At 73.5% G+C, this 16512-nt stretch carries 17 protein-coding genes; 10 read left to right on the forward strand and 7 right to left on the reverse strand.

The genetic code is table 11. The features are described 5' to 3' along the window. Positions 1–26: 26 nt before the first annotated feature. Together IG88_RS0108440 and IG88_RS0108445 are read right to left on the reverse strand one after the other, a co-directional pair. Positions 27–854 carry an MBL fold metallo-hydrolase gene (locus IG88_RS0108440; RefSeq protein WP_031036872.1) on the reverse strand — a complete coding sequence of 276 codons (828 nt, stop codon included), beginning with the start codon at positions 852–854 and terminating at the stop codon, positions 27–29. Positions 855–1175: 321 nt separating this feature from the next. Next, positions 1176–1739, reverse strand: a complete 564-nt coding sequence (locus tag IG88_RS0108445; protein WP_031036875.1) for a hypothetical protein — start codon at positions 1737–1739, stop codon at positions 1176–1178. 140 nt (positions 1740–1879) lie between these two features. Here IG88_RS0108445 and IG88_RS0108450 point away from each other — a divergent pair, with 140 nt between their 5' ends. From IG88_RS0108450 to IG88_RS0108460, 3 genes are all read left to right on the forward strand, one after another. Beyond that, entirely contained in the window at positions 1880–2494 is a 615-nt protein-coding gene (locus tag IG88_RS0108450; protein WP_031036877.1) for a TetR/AcrR family transcriptional regulator, read from the forward strand. Positions 2495–2588: 94 nt separating this feature from the next. After that, a complete protein-coding gene (locus tag IG88_RS0108455; RefSeq protein WP_031036881.1) occupies positions 2589–2996 on the forward strand; it encodes a YciI family protein in 408 nt (135 codons plus the stop codon). 65 nt (positions 2997–3061) lie between these two features. Further along, positions 3062–4213 (forward strand): RNA polymerase sigma factor, encoded by a 1152-nt coding sequence (locus tag IG88_RS0108460; protein WP_031036882.1) that lies wholly within the window; start codon positions 3062–3064, stop codon positions 4211–4213. On the opposite strand, the gene IG88_RS0108465 is transcribed toward IG88_RS0108460, so the two are convergent. Next, positions 4185–4883, reverse strand: coding sequence for a TetR/AcrR family transcriptional regulator (locus IG88_RS0108465; protein ID WP_051851836.1), 699 nt, complete (start codon positions 4881–4883; stop codon positions 4185–4187). The two genes, IG88_RS0108460 and IG88_RS0108465, sit on opposite strands and share 29 nt — an antisense overlap. Positions 4884–4953: 70 nt before the next feature. Here IG88_RS0108465 and IG88_RS0108470 point away from each other — a divergent pair, with 70 nt between their 5' ends. From IG88_RS0108470 to IG88_RS0108480, 3 genes are all read left to right on the forward strand, one after another. Further along, the gene (locus tag IG88_RS0108470) at positions 4954–5853 is read left to right on the forward strand and encodes a virginiamycin B lyase (RefSeq protein ID WP_031036889.1); all 900 of its coding nucleotides are present in this window, start codon (positions 4954–4956) and stop codon (positions 5851–5853) included. A gap of 95 nt (positions 5854–5948) precedes the next feature. Continuing rightward, entirely contained in the window at positions 5949–6575 is a 627-nt protein-coding gene (locus tag IG88_RS0108475) for a CatB-related O-acetyltransferase (RefSeq protein WP_031036892.1), read from the forward strand. A gap of 101 nt (positions 6576–6676) precedes the next feature. After that, entirely contained in the window at positions 6677–7351 is a 675-nt protein-coding gene (locus IG88_RS0108480) for a DUF5701 family protein (protein ID WP_031036895.1), read from the forward strand. Positions 7352–7401: 50 nt separating this feature from the next. Here the strand turns inward: IG88_RS0108480 and IG88_RS0108485 are convergent, their stop codons facing one another. After that, complete coding sequence (locus tag IG88_RS0108485; protein ID WP_031036897.1) at positions 7402–8616, reverse strand: MFS transporter; 1215 nt, start codon at positions 8614–8616, stop codon at positions 7402–7404. 79 nt (positions 8617–8695) lie between these two features. On the opposite strand from IG88_RS0108485, the gene IG88_RS0108490 reads away from it, so the two are divergent. The 3 genes from IG88_RS0108490 to IG88_RS0108500 all read left to right on the forward strand — a co-directional run bounded on the left by IG88_RS0108490 (position 8696) and on the right by IG88_RS0108500 (position 11196). After that, a complete protein-coding gene (locus IG88_RS0108490) occupies positions 8696–9685 on the forward strand; it encodes an ArsR/SmtB family transcription factor (RefSeq protein ID WP_031036900.1) in 990 nt (329 codons plus the stop codon). 10 nt (positions 9686–9695) lie between these two features. Then, positions 9696–10217 (forward strand): glutathione peroxidase, encoded by a 522-nt coding sequence (locus tag IG88_RS0108495; RefSeq protein ID WP_031036902.1) that lies wholly within the window; start codon positions 9696–9698, stop codon positions 10215–10217. A gap of 106 nt (positions 10218–10323) precedes the next feature. Beyond that, positions 10324–11196 (forward strand): MerR family transcriptional regulator, encoded by an 873-nt coding sequence (locus IG88_RS0108500; protein WP_031036906.1) that lies wholly within the window; start codon positions 10324–10326, stop codon positions 11194–11196. Between the two features lie 90 nt (positions 11197–11286). Here IG88_RS0108500 and IG88_RS0108505 read toward each other — a convergent pair whose 3' ends face one another. The 3 genes from IG88_RS0108505 to IG88_RS0108515 form a co-directional block, all read right to left on the reverse strand. Beyond that, positions 11287–11478: a DUF397 domain-containing protein gene (locus IG88_RS0108505; protein ID WP_030399277.1), complete on the reverse strand. Its 192-nt coding sequence runs from the start codon at positions 11476–11478 to the stop codon at positions 11287–11289. A 184-nt stretch (positions 11479–11662) separates the two neighbouring features. Further along, entirely contained in the window at positions 11663–12520 is an 858-nt protein-coding gene (locus IG88_RS0108510) for a helix-turn-helix domain-containing protein (RefSeq protein WP_031036909.1), read from the reverse strand. 348 nt (positions 12521–12868) lie between these two features. Beyond that, complete coding sequence (locus tag IG88_RS0108515; protein ID WP_030399279.1) at positions 12869–13627, reverse strand: GOLPH3/VPS74 family protein; 759 nt, start codon at positions 13625–13627, stop codon at positions 12869–12871. Positions 13628–13816: 189 nt separating this feature from the next. Between IG88_RS0108515 and IG88_RS0108520 the strand changes: the two genes are divergently transcribed. Then, the gene (locus IG88_RS0108520) at positions 13817–16486 is read left to right on the forward strand and encodes a serine hydrolase (protein WP_234332080.1); all 2670 of its coding nucleotides are present in this window, start codon (positions 13817–13819) and stop codon (positions 16484–16486) included. Positions 16487–16512 lie beyond the last annotated feature (26 nt).

Below are 16512 nucleotides of genomic sequence, written 5' to 3' on the forward strand. Positions count from 1 at the left end.
TCCCTTTGCGCCCGGCCTCCTCCGCGTCAGGTCCTCGGCTCCGCGCCCACCGTCACGTGCTCGCCCGGGGCGCACCGCAGCAGGCGGGCGGTGTGGCCCCGGCGGCCGGCCTCCGTGAGGAAGTCGTCCAGCGGGGAGCGGAAGACCGTGTAGTCGTCGTAGTGGACGGGCATGGCCCGGCGGGGGCGCAGCAGGTCGAGCAGGTCGGCGCCCTGCCGGGCGTCCATGGTGACCATGAGGCCGCCGGGCAGGGTCGTGCCGCCGAGGTGCAGGACGGCCAGGTGGATCTCCGGGTGGCGTACGGCGATCTCGCGCAGGCCGTCGTGCATCAGGGTGTCGCCGGAGAGGTAGAGGACCAGCCGCGTCCCGCCGGTGCGGTCGCCGAACTCCAGCAGGCTGCCCATGACCGGCGGCAGCAGGAAGCGGGCGGGGCCCGGAGCGTGGCGGCCGGGGAGCGAGGTGATGCGCACGGTGGAGTCGCCGTGCCGCAGGGTGCGGGTCTGCCAGGTGTGCAGGCCGGTGGCGTGCCGGAAGCCGTACAGGCCCTTCAGGAGGCGGGCGCCGTGCGGGGTGGTGACGAACGGCAGGCCCCGGTCCAGGCCGTGGCGGGCCACCCGGTCGAAGTGGTCGCCGTGGAGGTGCGAGAGGACCACGGCGTCCAGGTCCGCGTGCGGCAGTTCCGTCACGTCGAGGGCGGGTTCGGTGACCCTGCGCGAGACCAGTCCGTAGCCGAGGTGGGCCCGCTGTCCGCGGTGGAGGAAGTTGGGGTCCGTCAGGAGGGTCAGGTCGCCGTAGCGGATGAGCAGGGTGGCGTTGCCGATGAACTGGAGGTCCGCGGCGCCCTCGGGCGGGATTCCCGGCTTCCTCGGGTCCGCCGGGCTCCTCCTCTCCCGCGGGGGCTCCGCGCTCGGCGGCGCGTGCCCCGGGTTCTTCTCGGGGTTGTCCGGGCCAACCGGGTTCTCCGAGCTGTTCGAGCTGTCCGAGCTGTCCGAGCTATCCGGATTCTCCGGGTTCTCCGGGTTCTCCGGGTTCTGCGGTTCGGGTGAGTGGTGCGGCACGGTCGGCTCCTTCCGTCGCTCGCGACTCCCCCGGTACCCCACGGGTGCTCGTACGGCTCACGGTCACACCCCCGGTCGGGCCCGTACGCGTGTCCTCCGGGCAAGGCGCACCGCCGGTCACGCCAGTTCGCGCGCCCTCCGGGTCAGCCGCACCGCCGAGGCCAGGAAGAAGACCCCGCCGAGGAAGGCGTACCCCGCGAGGCTCCCCAGGGACGGGTCGTCGGCGCCCGCCTGCGTGACGAACGAGATGCCGGCCAGTGTCGAGATCGCGCCGCTGACGATCATCGGCCACTGACCGCCCAGCCCGCGCCGGACGGCACCCGCGACGAGCTGGGTGACGCCCGCGGCGACGGCCCACGCGCCCCACACCCGCAGGACGGCGGGGATGCCCGAGGTCGTGGCCAGGGCGAGGGCCGGAACCGTCAGGGTGCTGATCGCGATGTTGGCGTACAACGGCGTGGCCGGGCCGCCGTTCTCCTTGGCCGACCGGACGTCGACGACCGCGGCCGCCACGTCGAACAGCGGATAGACCAGCAGCAGGGTCGTGCTCAACGGGCCCAGCGCGTCGGTGGTGGTCAGGAGCAGGGCGGCCCATGCGGCGGCGAAGGCGAAGCGGAGGAAGTACAGCTTCCGGAGGGTGGCGGGAACGCTGGTGGGCGGTGCGGCGACGGCGCTGTCCACGGGATGGCCTTTCGGTGGGGTGACGGAGTACGGGGCGGATAGAGGGAGAACGTTCGGTCTCTTCTCGGAGCAGTCAAGGGCCTCCGCGTCCCGGTGTCAAGACCGAACGTTCTCCCTCACCGACTTGGTACGGTGGTCGCATGAGCCCGAGCACAGAAGCCGCCCGTACCCCCTCCGCAGCGCGCACACGGCTGCTCGGCACGGCGACGAAGATCTTCTACGCCGAGGGGATCCACTCCGTCGGCATCGACCGGATCACCGCGGAGGCGCAGGTCACCCGGGCCACGCTGTACCGGCACTTCGCGGGCAAGGAGGACCTCGTCCTCGCCTACCTCGACAAGGCCGACCGGGGGATCCGGGAGCAGGTGGCCGCGGCCGTGGAGAGCACCCCCTCGGCCGCCGGGCAGGTCAGGGCGGTCGCGCGGTCCCTCGTGGACGGGATCCGGTCACCCGGGTTCCGCGGCTGCGCCTTCCTCAACGCCGTCGCCGAGTACCCCGATCCGGCCCATCCGGTGCACCGGGCCGTCCTGGCCCACCGGGAGTGGTTCCTGCGCACCGTCACGGAGCTGTTGGCCCGGGCCCGCGAGGGCGACGCGCCCGCCGGGGCCGCCGGGGCCGCCGGGCGGCACCTCGTCATGCTCCGCGACGGTGCGATGGCGGCCGGGTGCCTGACCGACCCGGAGCTGGTGGCCGAGACCTTCCTGCACGGTGTGGAGGGGCTGCTGAAGGACCTCGCGGAAAAAACCTCCGTCTGATCCCTCCCGCCGTGTCGAGAACGCGCGTCCGGCTCCGTCCCAGGGGTGAAGGCGGCCACAATGGGCCGCACCAGCACCGAGGAGACGACGGACCATGGCCAAGTACCTGCTGCTCAAGCACTACCGAGGCGCCCCGGCACCGGCCAACAACGTGCCCATGGACCAGTGGACGCCGGACGAGATCTCGGCGCACATCCAGTACATGAACGACTTCGCCGCCCGCCTGGAGAAGACCGGCGAGTTCGTCGACGGGCAGGCGCTCGCCCCCGAGGGGACGTGGGTGCGGTACGACGGCGAGGGGCGTCCCCCGGTCACCGACGGGCCGTTCGCCGAGACCAAGGACCTCATCGCCGGCTGGATGGTGATCGACGTCGACAGCTACGAGCGCGCCGTCGAGCTGGCCGGGGAGCTGTCCGCCGCGCCGGGGGCGGGCGGGCGGCCGATCCACGAGTGGCTGGAGCTGCGCCCCTTCCTGGGCGCGCACCCGACCGTCACGGAGTGACCTCGCCGATGGACGTGGCCTCCACGGACCCCGTAAACCCCGTGGCTCCCGTGGACCCCGTAAACCTGGACGAGGCCCTGGTCAGGAGCCTCACGCCGAGGGTGCTGACCGTCCTCGTCCGCCGCGGGGCCGACTTCGCGGCGGCCGAGGACGCGGTCCAGGACGCGCTGGTCGAGGCGGTCCGCAGGTGGCCCGACGACCCGCCGAAGGACCCGAAGGGGTGGCTGGTCACCGTGGCCTGGCGGCGCTTCCTCGACGCGGCCCGCGCCGACACCGCCCGCCGGCGGCGCGAGGACCGGGTCGAGGAGGAGCCGGCGCCCGGTGCCGCTCCGGACGTGGACGACACGCTCCAGCTCTACTTCCTGTGCGCGCACCCCTCGCTGTCGCCGTCCTCGGCCGTCGCGCTCACCCTGCGCGCCGTCGGTGGGCTGACCACCCGGCAGATCGCCCGGGCGTACCTGGTGCCCGAGGCGACCATGGCCCAGCGGATCAGCCGGGCCAAGCGCACGGTCTCCGGCGTGCGGTTCGACCGGCCCGGCGACGTCGGCACCGTGCTGCGGGTGCTCTACCTGGTCTTCAACGAGGGGTACTCCGGCGACGTCGACCTGGCCGCCGAGGCCATCCGGCTCACCCGGCAGCTCGCGGCCTCCGTCGACCATCCCGAGGTGGCGGGCCTGCTCGCGCTGATGCTGCTCCACCACGCGCGCCGCGCGGCCCGGACCGCGCCCGACGGCAGCCTGGTGCCGCTCGCGGAGCAGGATCGCGGACGGTGGGACACGGCGGCGATCGCCGAGGGGGTGCGGATCCTCCAGGCGGCGCTCGCCCGGGACCGGCTGGGCGAGTTCCAGGCGCAGGCCGCGATCGCCGCCCTGCACGCCGACGCGCCCACCGCCGAGGAGACCGACTGGGTGCAGATCGTGGAGTGGTACGACGAGCTGGCCCGGCTGACCGGCAACCCCGTCGTCCGGCTCAACCGCGCGGTGGCCGTCGGGGAGGCCGACGGTCCGCGCGCGGGTCTCGCCGCGCTCGCCGCGCTGGACGACACGCTGCCGCGCTACGCGGCGGTGGCGGCGTACCTGCACGAGCGTGACGGCGACCTGGACACGGCGGCGCGGCTGTACGCCGAGGCGGCCCGCAAGGCGCCCGACCTCGCCGAGCGCGACCATCTGACGCGCCGGGCCGCGCGCCTCAACTCCCGGCGCCGCGAGGGGCGGTGACCGTCCGGCCGGGTGCCGGGTCCGGGGCGCGGCGTCCGTAGTCGGCGAGGGCCGGGGCCAGCAGGTCGAAGGCGCGCGGCGCCTCCCGGGCCAGCACCCCGGCGGCCTCCGCGTTCGTGTGCCCCGCCAGGGTCAGTTCCTGGATCCGGTCGAACAGGACGCGGTGGACCCCGCCCAGCAGGACCGCGGCCGTGCGGGGGGTGATGTCGCCGGGGGGAGTGCCGGTCGTGTCGGCCAGGGCCGCGGCCAGGGCCTCCTCCCGCCGGTCGTGGAGGCCGCGCAGGCACGAGGTGAGGGTGGGACTGTCGGCGATCATGCGGATGAACGGCTCGCCGGCGAAGCCCGCGACCGGGTCCTGGGCCGCGACGGCCGCGAGAAAGGCGGTGCGCAGGGCCGTCAGCGGGGTCTGACCGGCTTCGCGTGCCGCCACGGTGGCGGCAAGGGCGCCGACGAACTCGTCCTGGTGGTCCAGGGCCAGGTCCTCCTTGCGCGGGAAGTAGTTCGTCACCGTCTTCTTGGCCACCCGGGCCGCCTCGGCGATGTCGGCGATGGTCGTGCGCTCGAAGCCGCGCTCGATGAACAGCCTGGTGGCGTGATCGGAGATCAGCTGCCGGGTCTCGCGCTTCTTGGTCTCGCGCAGGCTCGGCGCGGAGGTGTCGGTCAAGTCCATGAGGGAAATTCTACCTCGGTAGTAAATTTATCTTGACGGAATGAGTAGCCTCGCAGTAACTTTATGTCCGATGAACGAATTTACCGAGAGGCACGAGACCGTATCCGTACGGGAGTTGACCGTGAGCGACGCGGGCGCGGGCCCCTACGGGCTCACCGCAGGACCGGACGGCGCCCTGTGGTTCACCCTCGTCCACCAGGGGGCCGTCGCCCGCAGGGACCCGGACGACGGACTGGCCACCGTCCACCCGGTCGGCGACGGGCCGACCGTGATCACGGCGGGCGCGGACGGCGCCCTGTGGTTCACCGAGTACCGGTCGCACCGCATCGGCCGGATCACGCCCGGGGGCGACTACGCGTCGTTCGCCCCCCTCACGCCCGAGGGCGGGCCGTACGGGATCACGGCGGGGCCGGACGGGGCGGTGTGGTTCACGCTCGGCTCGGCCGACCGCATCGGCCGGATCACAGCCGACGGCGAGGTCACCGAGTACCCGGCCCCCGGCGCCTTCCCGTCCGCCCTCACGACCGGGCCCGACGGCGCCCTGTGGTGCACGCTCAACCAGGGGAACGCCGTAGGACGCCTGACCACCGACGGCCGCGCCCGCGCGTACCCGCTGCCGACCGGGGGCGCCGCGCCGGTCGGCATCGCCACCGGGCCCGACGGCGCGCTGTGGTTCACCGAGATCGGGGCGGGGCGCATCGGCCGGATCACCGTGGCCGGCGACATCACCGAGTACCCCCTGCCCGACCCCGCGGCCAGGCCGCACGCGGTGACGGCGGGGCCCGACGGCGCGCTCTGGTTCACCGAGTGGGGCAGCGGCCGGGTCGGTCGCGTCACCGTCGACGGCCGCGTCACCTCGTACGCGCTCTCCCGCGCCGACAGCGAGCCGCACGGCATCACCGCACACGACGGCGCCCTGTGGTGCGCCCTGGAAACCGGCTCCCTGGCCAGAATCGAGGTCCGGTCTTGACCGACGCCACGTCCAGTCCCGCGCCCGAGTCCAGTCCCACGCCCGAGTCCGCGTCCGCGTCCGGCGCCGAGCGCGGGGCCGTTCCCGATCCCGGTGTGCTGCACCCGTTGGCGCAGCACCCGCGCGTCGTCCTCCTCAAGCCCCTCGTCACCGACGAGCGCATCCAGGTGGGCGACTTCACCTACTACGACGACCCCGACGACGCCACCGCCTTCCAGACCCGCAACGTCCTCTACGCCTACGGTCCGGAGCGGCTGGTCATCGGCAAGTACTGCGCCATCGCGACCGGCACCCGGTTCCTGATGGCCGGGGCCGAGCACCCCACCATGGGCGTGTCGACGTTCCCGTTCACCATGTTCGGCGGGGCCTGGGGCGAGGCCACGCTCGACCTGGTCACCGGCATGCCCAGCCGCGGCGACACGGTCGTCGGCAACGACGTGTGGTTCGGCTACGGCGCCACCGTCATGCCAGGCGTGCGCATCGGGGACGGCGCGATCGTCGCCGCCGGGTCGCTCGTCACCGCCGACGTGCCGCCGTACACCGTGGTCGGCGGCAGCCCGGCCCGGCCGATCCGGACCCGGTACGACGCCGAGGACGTGGCGCGACTGCAACGGGCCGCGTGGTGGGACTGGCCGGTGGAGCTGGTCACCCGCCACGTGCGGACGATCATGTCGGGCACCCCGGCCGAGATCGAGGCCGTCGCGGCGAAGGAGCGCCCCTGACCACCGACGCGCCGGCCTTCCCCGGCCGAACCGGCGAAGGACCCACGAGGACCCCGAGGACCCACCAGGACCCACCAGGACCCACGGAAGGAAGAGCCCGCTTGACCGACTCGACGCACTCCCCCGCCTTCGACGCCGCCGCCGAGTTCGACCGGCAGGCCGGCACCCTCGTCGCGCTCGGCTACCCGGCACTGTCCGGCCGCACCCCGGAGCAGTTCGCGGAACTGGTGGCGCCACTGCGCGCCGAGGCCGTGGCCCGCGCCGGGACCGCGGCGTACGACCCCGCCACGACCGGCCGGGTGCCCTTCGTCCTGGTCGTCGGGCGCGAACTCGCCCCGATCGAGGCGACCATGCCGCTGATCACCCTCCACGGTGGCCGGCTGCCCGGGTTCGTCGACCGCAGCTTCGAGCCGGGCTCCCTGGAACGGTTCGTCGCCACCGAGCCGTCCCGTCCGCCCGGGCGGAACGGCGTCCACCTGCTGTTCGACGTCGAGCGCGGTGAGGAGTTCTGCGGGGTCGTACCGGCCGACGCGATGGCCACCGTCGCGGAGCGGGGCCGCACGCTCCTGACCATCGAAGAGGGCATCGCCCTGCTGACCGCGTTCCCCGAGATCCTGGTCAAGAACAAGTGCTTCGAACTGGGCGGTTCGCGGTGCGGCGACCGCCGGGTCCCCGCGCTCTGGATCAGCAGGCGGGCACCCAAGCTCGGCTGGTGCTGGGAGGGCAACCCGCACACCTGGCTCGGCATGGCGTCGGCCGGCGCCCGCCACGGCTGAGCACGGCGGGGGCACGGCCCACGCCGGTCCTCCCGGGGCGGCGGCGGGCTTCAGTCGGCCCGGACCACCCGGGCCGGCAGCAGTCCGCCGTCGGGCGCGTCGCGTCGGCCGGCCACCGTCAGGGTGAGCGTCACCGCGAGGGAGGCGACGGCCATCACGGTCATGGCCGTCGCCGGTGAGGTGAGCTGGGCCACCGTTCCGGCCAGGGTCGCGGCGACGCCCTGCATGGTGAGCATCCCGGCGGAGTGCAGTCCGAGGGCGTGCCCGGAGAGGCCGTCGGGGGTCAGGGCGAGCAGGCGCTCCTGCTGCACCAGGGTCGCGCCGAAGCCCACCGAGGCCAGCGCGACCAGCACGGCCGTGAGCGGCAGCGGCGGGCGCAGGAACAGGACGAGGTACGGCGTCGCCAGCAGCACCAGGAGCGGCACGCCGAGGCGCGGGCGCAGCCGGGCCGGAAGCAGCCGGCCCACCGTCACGTCCCCGGCCAGCATGCCCAGCGCGGCGCAGGCGAACAGCGTGCCAGCGGCGCGGGGGTCGTAGGAGACGTACAGCGACTCGCAGCCGACGACGAGGCCGTTGGGGATCCACAGGGCCAGGTAGAGGTGGCGGCGCGGACGGGCGGACCACAGGCGGGCGTTGGCGCGCCAGGTGGCCCGTACGGAGGGGCGGCCCGCGGTGCGGGGCGGACGGCGGGTCAGCCGCAGGGCGACGACGGCGGCCGTGGCGTACAGACCGGCCGCGAGGAGCAGGCACAGGCGCGGGGAGACCACGGTCACCAGGACGCCGCCGGCCGCGTAACCGGCGATCTGCAGGACGCCGTTCATCATGTTGAAGAGCGAACGCCCGGACAGGTAGCCGTCCTTGGAGAGGATCTCGGTCAGCAGGCCCCAGCGGACCCCGCCGCCGAGGGAGGCGATCAGGCCCTCCACGAAGACGATGGCGAGCATGCCCCACACCGGCAGGCCGGGCAGCGCGAGGGCCGCGGTGGCGGCGGCGAAGGACAGGGAGAGGCCCGCCAGTGTGGCGCGCGGCGGCAGCCGGTCGGCGCCGGAGAGGAAGAACGTGGCGCCCAGCACCTGGGCGAGCGCCGGGCCGAACATGCTCAGCGCGGACAGCAGCGGCGAGTCGGTCGCCCGGAACACCAGGGTGCCGAGCGCGAGGCCGCTCACCGTCTGCGCGGCGAGGTTGGCGGCGGAGGAGAGGAAGAGCGGGCTGAACTCCGGGGTGCGGAAGAGGTCCGCGTAGCTTCTGCGGCTCGTGTCGGGCATGCGGGGAGTGTGGGGCGGCCGTCGGGGCGGCCGTTAGTGTTTCGCGCGGACGCGAAAGGCCGGAGGGAGGGGAGAGCGCATGGGCTGGTGGGAGGTCAACGCGGACACCCTCGCCCGCAGCCGTTTCGTGGTCTCGCCGCTCGACGAGGCCCTCGCCTGTCTGAAGCTGCTGCACTGCGGGGTGGCCGGGCATCCCGGTGAACGGGCCTGGCTCGACGCCCACCGCCCCGCCCATCTGCGCCGGATGGCGGCCGACCCGGTGGCCGCGCTGCTCGTCGGGGCGGGGCTCGGCCGGGAGTGGAACGCCGACTTCCTCACCCCCACGCCGGTCGAGGGCCTGAGCTTCGAGGAGGGCGTCGCGCGGATCCGGGCGACGCACCCCGACGAGGCGCGCGCCGACCTGGCCGTCTCCCTCGGGGGCGGCCCGCTCCCGGCCGCCCTGGACCGCGACGACCTGCCGGAGCGGGCCGCCGCGCTCCTGGAGGAGGTCTGGGCGCAGGCGGTACGGCCGGACTGGGAGCGGCGTCGCCGGATCCTGGAGGCGGACGTCGTCGCGCGGACCGCGCAGGTGAGCCGGGGAGGCTGGGCGACGGTCCTGGACGCGCTGCGGCCGGGCACCCGCTGGCTGGGCGACAGCCGGCTCCAGATCAACCTGAACCCGTATCCGCCGCGTGAGCTGTCCGGGGCCGAGCTGATCCTCGTGCCGATCACTCCGCAGCGGCACGGCTGGGTGGCGTGGGAGGAGCCCGAGCGGTACGCGGTGGTCTACCCGTGCTCGGGCGCCCTCGCGGACGACGACGCCCGGCGCGTGCCCGCCGCCCTGGGCGCGCTGCTCGGCCCGGCCCGCGCGACCGTGCTGACGCTGCTCGGCACCCCGATGAGCACCAGCCACCTGGTCGGCGTGACCGGCCAGGGCCTCGGCTCGGTCGGCCGGCACCTGCGGGTGCTGCTGGACGCGGGTCTGGTGGAGCGGCGGCGCGCGGGCCGCTCGGTGCTGTACTCGCGGACGCCGGCCGGGGAGGTGCTGGTGGAGGCGGGCGGCGGTGGGCGCACCGGGTGCCGGGACTAGCATCCGGTCCATGACGACCTCATCGAACACGCGGAACGACGACAGCCTGCCCCTCAACGTGGAGATCGGCGCCCTCGGGGGCGGGTCCGCGGACCTCTCCCAGTACGCGGGCCGGGTCGTACTGGTGGTCAACGTGGCCTCCAAGTGCGGGCTCACCCCGCAGTACTCCGGCCTGGAGCGGCTGCACGAGCGGTACGCGGAGCGGGGGTTCACCGTGCTGGGCGTGCCCTGCAACCAGTTCATGGGCCAGGAGCCGGGCAGCGCCGACGAGATCGCCGAGTTCTGCTCGGCGACGTACGGGGTCACCTTCCCGATGACCGAGAAGGTCGAGGTGAACGGGGAGGGACGGCACCCGCTGTACGAGCGGCTGACCGGGTTCGCGGACGCCGAGGGGCACAGCGGGGACATCCACTGGAACTTCGAGAAGTTCCTGGTCGGGCGGGACGGGAAGGTCGCCGCCCGGTTCTCCCCGCAGACCGAGCCGGAGGCCGCCGAGGTCGTCGCGGCGGTCGAGGCGCACCTCGCCGGTTGACCTTGCCCCTGGGTCAGGCCCGAGTGTCCGCGTCGCCGGGCGGAACGGCCGCCCGGCGACGGAGGACGAGGACGTGGACGGCGGGAACGAAGGGGGCGGTGGCGGCATGACCGACCGCGTGAAGGTGGTGCGCGACGACACGCTGCTGACGATCGGCGCGTTCGCCGCGCGGGCCCGGCTGTCGGCCAAGGCCCTGCGGCTGTACGACCGGCTGGGCCTGCTGGCACCCGCCCACGTGGACGAGGCCACCGGCTACCGGTACTACCGCGCCGGGCAGGTCGAACGCGCGCGGCTCGTGGCCCTGTTGCGCCGGCTGGACATGCCGCTCGCCCGGATCGCCGAGGTGGTCCACGCGGACGGCGACCGGGCCGCCGGTCTGCTCGACGCCTACTGGGCGGGCGTGGAGGCCCGGGTGGCCGGGCAGCGCACGCTCGCCGAGTACCTCCGTGGACGGCTGACGGGAAGGGATTCCGACGTGTACGGGAAGTTCGTGGTCGAGACGGTGGACGTGCCCGAGCAGGTGGTGCTCAGCGAGAGCCGGCACGTGCTGGCGGACGAGCTGCCGACGTGGATCGGCGCCTCGCTGGGGCGGCTGGAGGAGGCGGCGCGGGACTGCGGGGGTGTGACGGCGGCGCCGTTCGTCGTCTACCACGCGGACGTGTCGGCGGAGAGCGACGGCCCCGCCGAGTCCTGCGTGCCGGTGGCCGACGCGGCGGCGGCGCGGGCGTGGAGCGAGGAGCGGGGACGGGCCCGGCAGACCCGGGTGCGGGTGGAGCCGGCCGGGCGGCTGGCCTACACCCGGATCACCAAGGCCCAGGTGGCGTTCCCGCAGATCCTGGCCGCCTTCGGGGCGGTGGAGGAGTGGATCGCCGCGCGGGGCCTGACGGTGACGGGACCGTGCCGCGAGGTGTACTTCGCCGACTGGGAGGCGGCGGGCCCGCAGGACCCGGTGTGCGACGTGGCGTTCCCCGTGAGGTGACGCGGGCGGGACGACGGGTGCCCTCTCGGCAAGGTCGGCGAACTGGTCGAGAGGGCACCGCCGGCGGTATGGGCGGGCTAGGCGTGGCGGCTACTCCTTGACGGAGGTCACGAAGGCGTTCCACGCGTCGGCGGGGAAGGCGAGGACCGGGCCGTCGGTCACCTTGGAGTCGCGGACGGCGAGCGCCGCCACGAGCGGTGACCTGACCTCGACGCACGCGCCGTTTCCTCCGGAGTAGGAGGACTTGGTCCACGATTCCTGGGCGCCCTGAAGAATTGCCATGTCTGCTCCGATGGCGAGTCGCGGGTGTGGTTTACGCCAATGACGTGTGATCTTTGGCGTGATCGACGCTACTCGCTGGCCTCTCCGTGCGGAGCAGCCATTCACTCGACCGGATGGCATATTCCAGGCGAGTCTTCCTGTACATCGGGGCAGCCGTGTACTATGCCGCCCCGTTCCGCCCCTTTCAGCGTGCGTACTCCTTCGCCACGTCCTCGATGCGCTGCCGGGACTGCTCGACGTTCAGGGCCTGCGCCCGCAGGTGCTCGTACATCACCGTGTACTTCTGCACGTCCGGCGCCTTCTCCAGGTACAGGTCGCTGGTCACGCCCTCGATGTACACCACGCTGGAGTCGGCCGTGTCGGCGAACTCCAGGATGGAGTACTGGCCGTTGATGCCGGGGTGCGCGCCGACGTCGAACGGCAGCACCTGCACGGTGATGTGCGGTAGCTGCGACATCTCGGCGACGTGCTCCAACTGCTCCCGCATCACCTGCCTGCCGCCCACCACCCGGTGCAGGCTGGCCTCGTCGAGGACCACCCACAGCCGCAGCGGGTTGTGCTCGGCGGAGATGCGCTCCTGCCGCCGTATGCGGACCTGCACCCGCTTCTCGACGTCGGCGGCCGACGTCTCGGGCAACGCGCCCTGGATGAGCGCCTCCGCGTAGGGCCGGGTCTGCAACAGGCCGGTGATGATCTGGGGTTCGTAGGTGCGCAGCGACTCCGCGTCGGTCTCCAGGCCGATGTAGACGCTGTACGGGATGTCCCCGAAGGCGTGCCACCAGCCCTGCTGACGCGAGTCCTTGGCCATCTGCATCAGCGAGTCGACGATCCGCTGGTCCTCGACCTCGTAGACCCCGCACAGGTCGCGGACGTCCCGCTGGCTGATGCTGCGCCGCCCGTTCTCCAGGCGGCTGATCTTCGACTGGGAGACCAGCAGCCGCTCGGCGACCTCCTCGGCCGTCATGCCCTTCTGCTCGCGGAGCCGGCGCAACTCCTGGCCCAGCCGACGCCGCCTTACGGTGGGATTGACACTCGACGCCACGGGACGTGCACCTCCGGCTGGGTGACTCTTGCCTGCCACTATGTGTATCTGCTGTTGAGCAGATTGCCACCAAGGTGCGTTCTGCCGCTGGGAAACGGTCGATATGCGCCGCGTACGAGCCGGTTCCTCGCGCCCCCGTCATGTGGCCGCGCGGGGCGGCGGAACCTTTCCTCGGTCCGGCGTGCCGGACGTACGGTCGGTTCCGCCGCCCCGCGCGGACCTGCGGCTCCCGTGACCGGGCCTGGGGGACTGGCGGTGCGGCGTTGCTGTGGTGCGGTCGTGCGGGTCGTTCGGTTGTGCGGTGTGCCCGGTTGTGCGGGTCGTTCGGTTGTGCGGTGTGCTCGCGGGCTAGTGGGCCGCCGCTCGCGCCATGGATCCGTGGCGCGGCTGCGCCGGAACACCGCGGGCGGGTTCCGGGGCGGACCTCGCCCCCGGTCCCGGGGCCTGGCGGCCGGCCGGGGCCGGACTGCGGCGTGGCTGTGCCGCAGCGCCGTTCTGGACGTCCATCACCGCGTGCGCCACCAGGCCGCCCATGGGGTCGTGCCGGATGAGGTCCCGCAGCCGGGACCGCGACGAGCGTCCTTCGTTGCCCGGGTAGAGGTGCTTGCCGAGTCCGACCGCGTGGGCCAGCGCGGCGAGCGCCGCGGTCCGCGGGTCCGGCGGTACGCCGGTGCGGATCGCCGAGTCCAGCCGGGCCTTGATCTCCCTGCTGATCGCCGTGTCCGTCGCCTGGTAGCGAGTCGTCGGCAGCACCCCGCACATCTGGCCCTCCACGGCATGGACCATGCCGCAGCGCTCCAGATGCGAGAGATAGGTCTGGCGGAGCCCCAGCCGGGGTCCGCCGATCCAGTTGACCGCCCGGACCGGAGCGCCGCGCCTTCGCAGCAACTCCAACGCGCAGTCCAGGGTTGGATCTCCTGTCGGCCGTGGGGCCACCACGGCGATACGATCCCCGTCTGGGGCTATCCGTCCGGCCAGCGCCAGCTCCACAAGCTGTGCTCCGGCCAGACCGAGGTCGAGCGACTGCGGCTGTGCGGTGGTACCCGTGGTCGGGTCCAGCGCCAGCAGCAGAAGCTCCTCCGGAAGTGTTCTGCGGCTCCTGCCCATCCATGCCTCCCCGCGTGGATGACAGACAGGGTGACCCCTCTCACATTGGTCTGTCGAGGGTGCGTGACCGCTTCGTAGTGGAACCAGTAGGTATGTCGTTCTCGTCTTCCGCGTGGGTTCCACCCGTACACAGGACACTGGTAAATGGTTTCGGTACGGGTTCGGTAGCGCGCACGGGACGTGCGGCGCATGGAGGAGGCATCGGTGGCGGGCGAGTCCCCCGACAGGTCGAAGCAGCGCGAGTCGTCGGAAGAACCGACGTCGGGGAGCGCGGGTCCGGTTCCCGAAGCCAGGACCGGTTCGAGCGAACCGCGTGATCCGCGGCTGGCGGTGGCGCGGGAGGACGCGAAGCGTTCCGCGGGGGCCGGTGGCGGATCCCGCGGGGGCGTCGACACGGCGACCCGTGTGCTCTCGGTCCGCGAGCCGGAGCCGGACGCCTCCGGCGAGGACGAGGACGAGGACGCCGCAACGCCCGGCACGCCGTCGGACCCGTCCGGGGCGGCCGGCGCCGAGGACGCGGTGCCGGGCACCGGGAAGGACGGCCGGCTGAGGGACGCCGTCGCGGCCTGGGTGGCCACCGCGGAGGAGCGTGCCGCCGCCAACGCGCAGCTCGTCGAGGCGGAGGGCTCCGCCCGGGACGGCCACCGGAACGGCGACGCGCAGGACGACGCCGGGGACGGCACGGGGAAGCCCGACGGCGCCTCGGGCACGGGCACGGGTACGGACACGGGTACGAGCCCGGTGGCCGACTCCGACTCCGACTCCGACTCCGACTCCGGCACGGGGTCCGCGTCCGAGGACGGCGAGGACTCGGCCGCCGACGGTTCCGACGCGCGGTCCGCGTCCGAGGAGCCGGCCGCCGACGCCGGTCCGGCCGCGGCCGCGGTCTCCGGCACGGGCACCGACTCGGGCTCCGGCGCGGAGGCGGATACGGCACCGGAATCGAAGCCCGGACCGGCCGCCGAGCCGGACTCCGACACCACGCCCGACGCGAAGCCGGGACCCGGGGCCACGTCCGGTTCGGAAACCCGGCCCGGCCCCGGCGCGAAGCCGACGGCAGAGGCCACGTCCCGCTCCGATGCCCGGCCGGGAACCGGCACCAAGCCCACGTCGGACCCGAAGCCGGACCCCGACGCCAAGCCCGGCTCAGGCACCCCGACCGGCTCGGACACCAAGCCCGGCTCAGGCGCCGCGACCGGAGCCGGTGCGACGCGCGACCCCGGTACCGAGCCCGGGTCCGGCAGCAAGTCGGCGTCCGCGCAGGACCTTGACGCCGACGGCGGCGACGACGACGCGCCGCAGGTCGATCAGCCCACGGCCGTGTTCAAGGCGCCGCGGCTGGACAAGCCTGCCGTCGATCAGCCGACGACGATGCTGAAGCTGGGCGGCGCCCCCGCCTCCCCGGCCGAAGGGGACGCCGAGCGGACCAGCAAGTTCGTCGCGCTGCGGAATCCCGACGACCCGGCGAACCGCAAGCCCCCGCAGGCGGCGCAGGCCCCGGAGACGCCCAAGCCCCGCACCGGTGTCACCGCCGCCAGGTCGCACGTCGGGCCGGACCGGACCACCCAGCAGCCGCTGCCGCCCAAGCCGCCGCTGGACCTGCTGGCGGAGCTGACGAACACCCCGCCGCCCCCGGAGACCCCGCTGCGCACGACGGTGCGCCGGGTGAAGATCTGGACGCCGCTGGTCGTCCTCCTGGTGATCATCCTCGGTGTCGTGCAGTCCATGCGGCCGCTGCCCGCGCCCACGCTCGACCTCACGGCGCAGGACAGCTTCACCTTCGAGGGTGGCAAGCCGGAGATCCCGTGGCCCGCCAGCGGGCAGGCCGCGCTCGACGTGCAGGGCATCGGCTCGTTCGGCTCGTCCGGCGACCAGAAGCCGGTGCCGATCGCCAGCGTCGCCAAGGTCATGACCGCGTACCTCGTCCTGCGCGACCACCCGCTCAAGAGCGGAGCCGAGGGCCCGAAGATCAAGATCGACCAGGCGGCGGAGGAGCAGTCGGAGGCGGGCGACGAGTCCACCGTGCACGTCTACGCCGGTGACTCGATCTCCCAGCGCGAGGCCCTCAGCGCCGTCCTGATCGCGTCCGCGAACAACGTGGCGCGGCTGCTGGCCCGCTGGGACGCGGGCTCGGAGAAGGCGTTCGTGGAGAAGATGAACGCCGCCGCGAAAGACCTCGGCATGACCAACACGACGTACACCGACCCGTCCGGGCTGAACAACACGACGGTGAGCACGGCCGTGGACCAGGTGAAGCTGGCCAAGGCGGCGATGAAGGAGCCCGCCTTCCGCGAGGTCGCGGCGATGATGTCGTACAACGACTACAAGGGCGAGAACCACCCCAACTGGAACCAGCTCGTCGGGCACAACGACGTCGTCGGCATCAAGACCGGCACCACCACCTCGGCGCTCGGCAACCTCGTCTTCGCGGCGAAGAAGGAGATCGGCGGCGAGACCCGGACCATCGTCGGTGCCGTGGTGCGCCAGCCGGACGTCGGCGGCGGCATCCTCGCCGCCGCGCTGGACTCCAGCGACAAGCTGATCCGGGCCGCCCAGGACACCCTGAAGTCGTCGACGATCCTGAAGAAGGGGAGCGTCGTCGGGTACGTCGACGACGGCCTCGGCGGCCGGACGCCGGTCGTCGCCACCAAGGACGTCAAGGCCGTCGGCTGGGGCGGACTGACCGTGAAGCTGACCTTCGCCGCGGACGACCTGCCGCACACGGCGAAGGCCGGCACCAAGGTCGGCACCCTCACGGTCGGCGACGGAGGCACCAGCGGCGCGGTGCAGGTGCCGGTGGCGCTGCGGGACGACCTCGTGGAGCCCGGGTTCACGGACAAGCTGACCCGCCTGGGCTGACGTCCGGCCCGCACCGGGCCGAAGCG

Source organism: Streptomyces sp. NRRL F-5650 (assembly GCF_000721365.1).
Lineage (GTDB): Bacteria > Actinomycetota > Actinomycetes > Streptomycetales > Streptomycetaceae > Streptomyces > Streptomyces ardesiacus.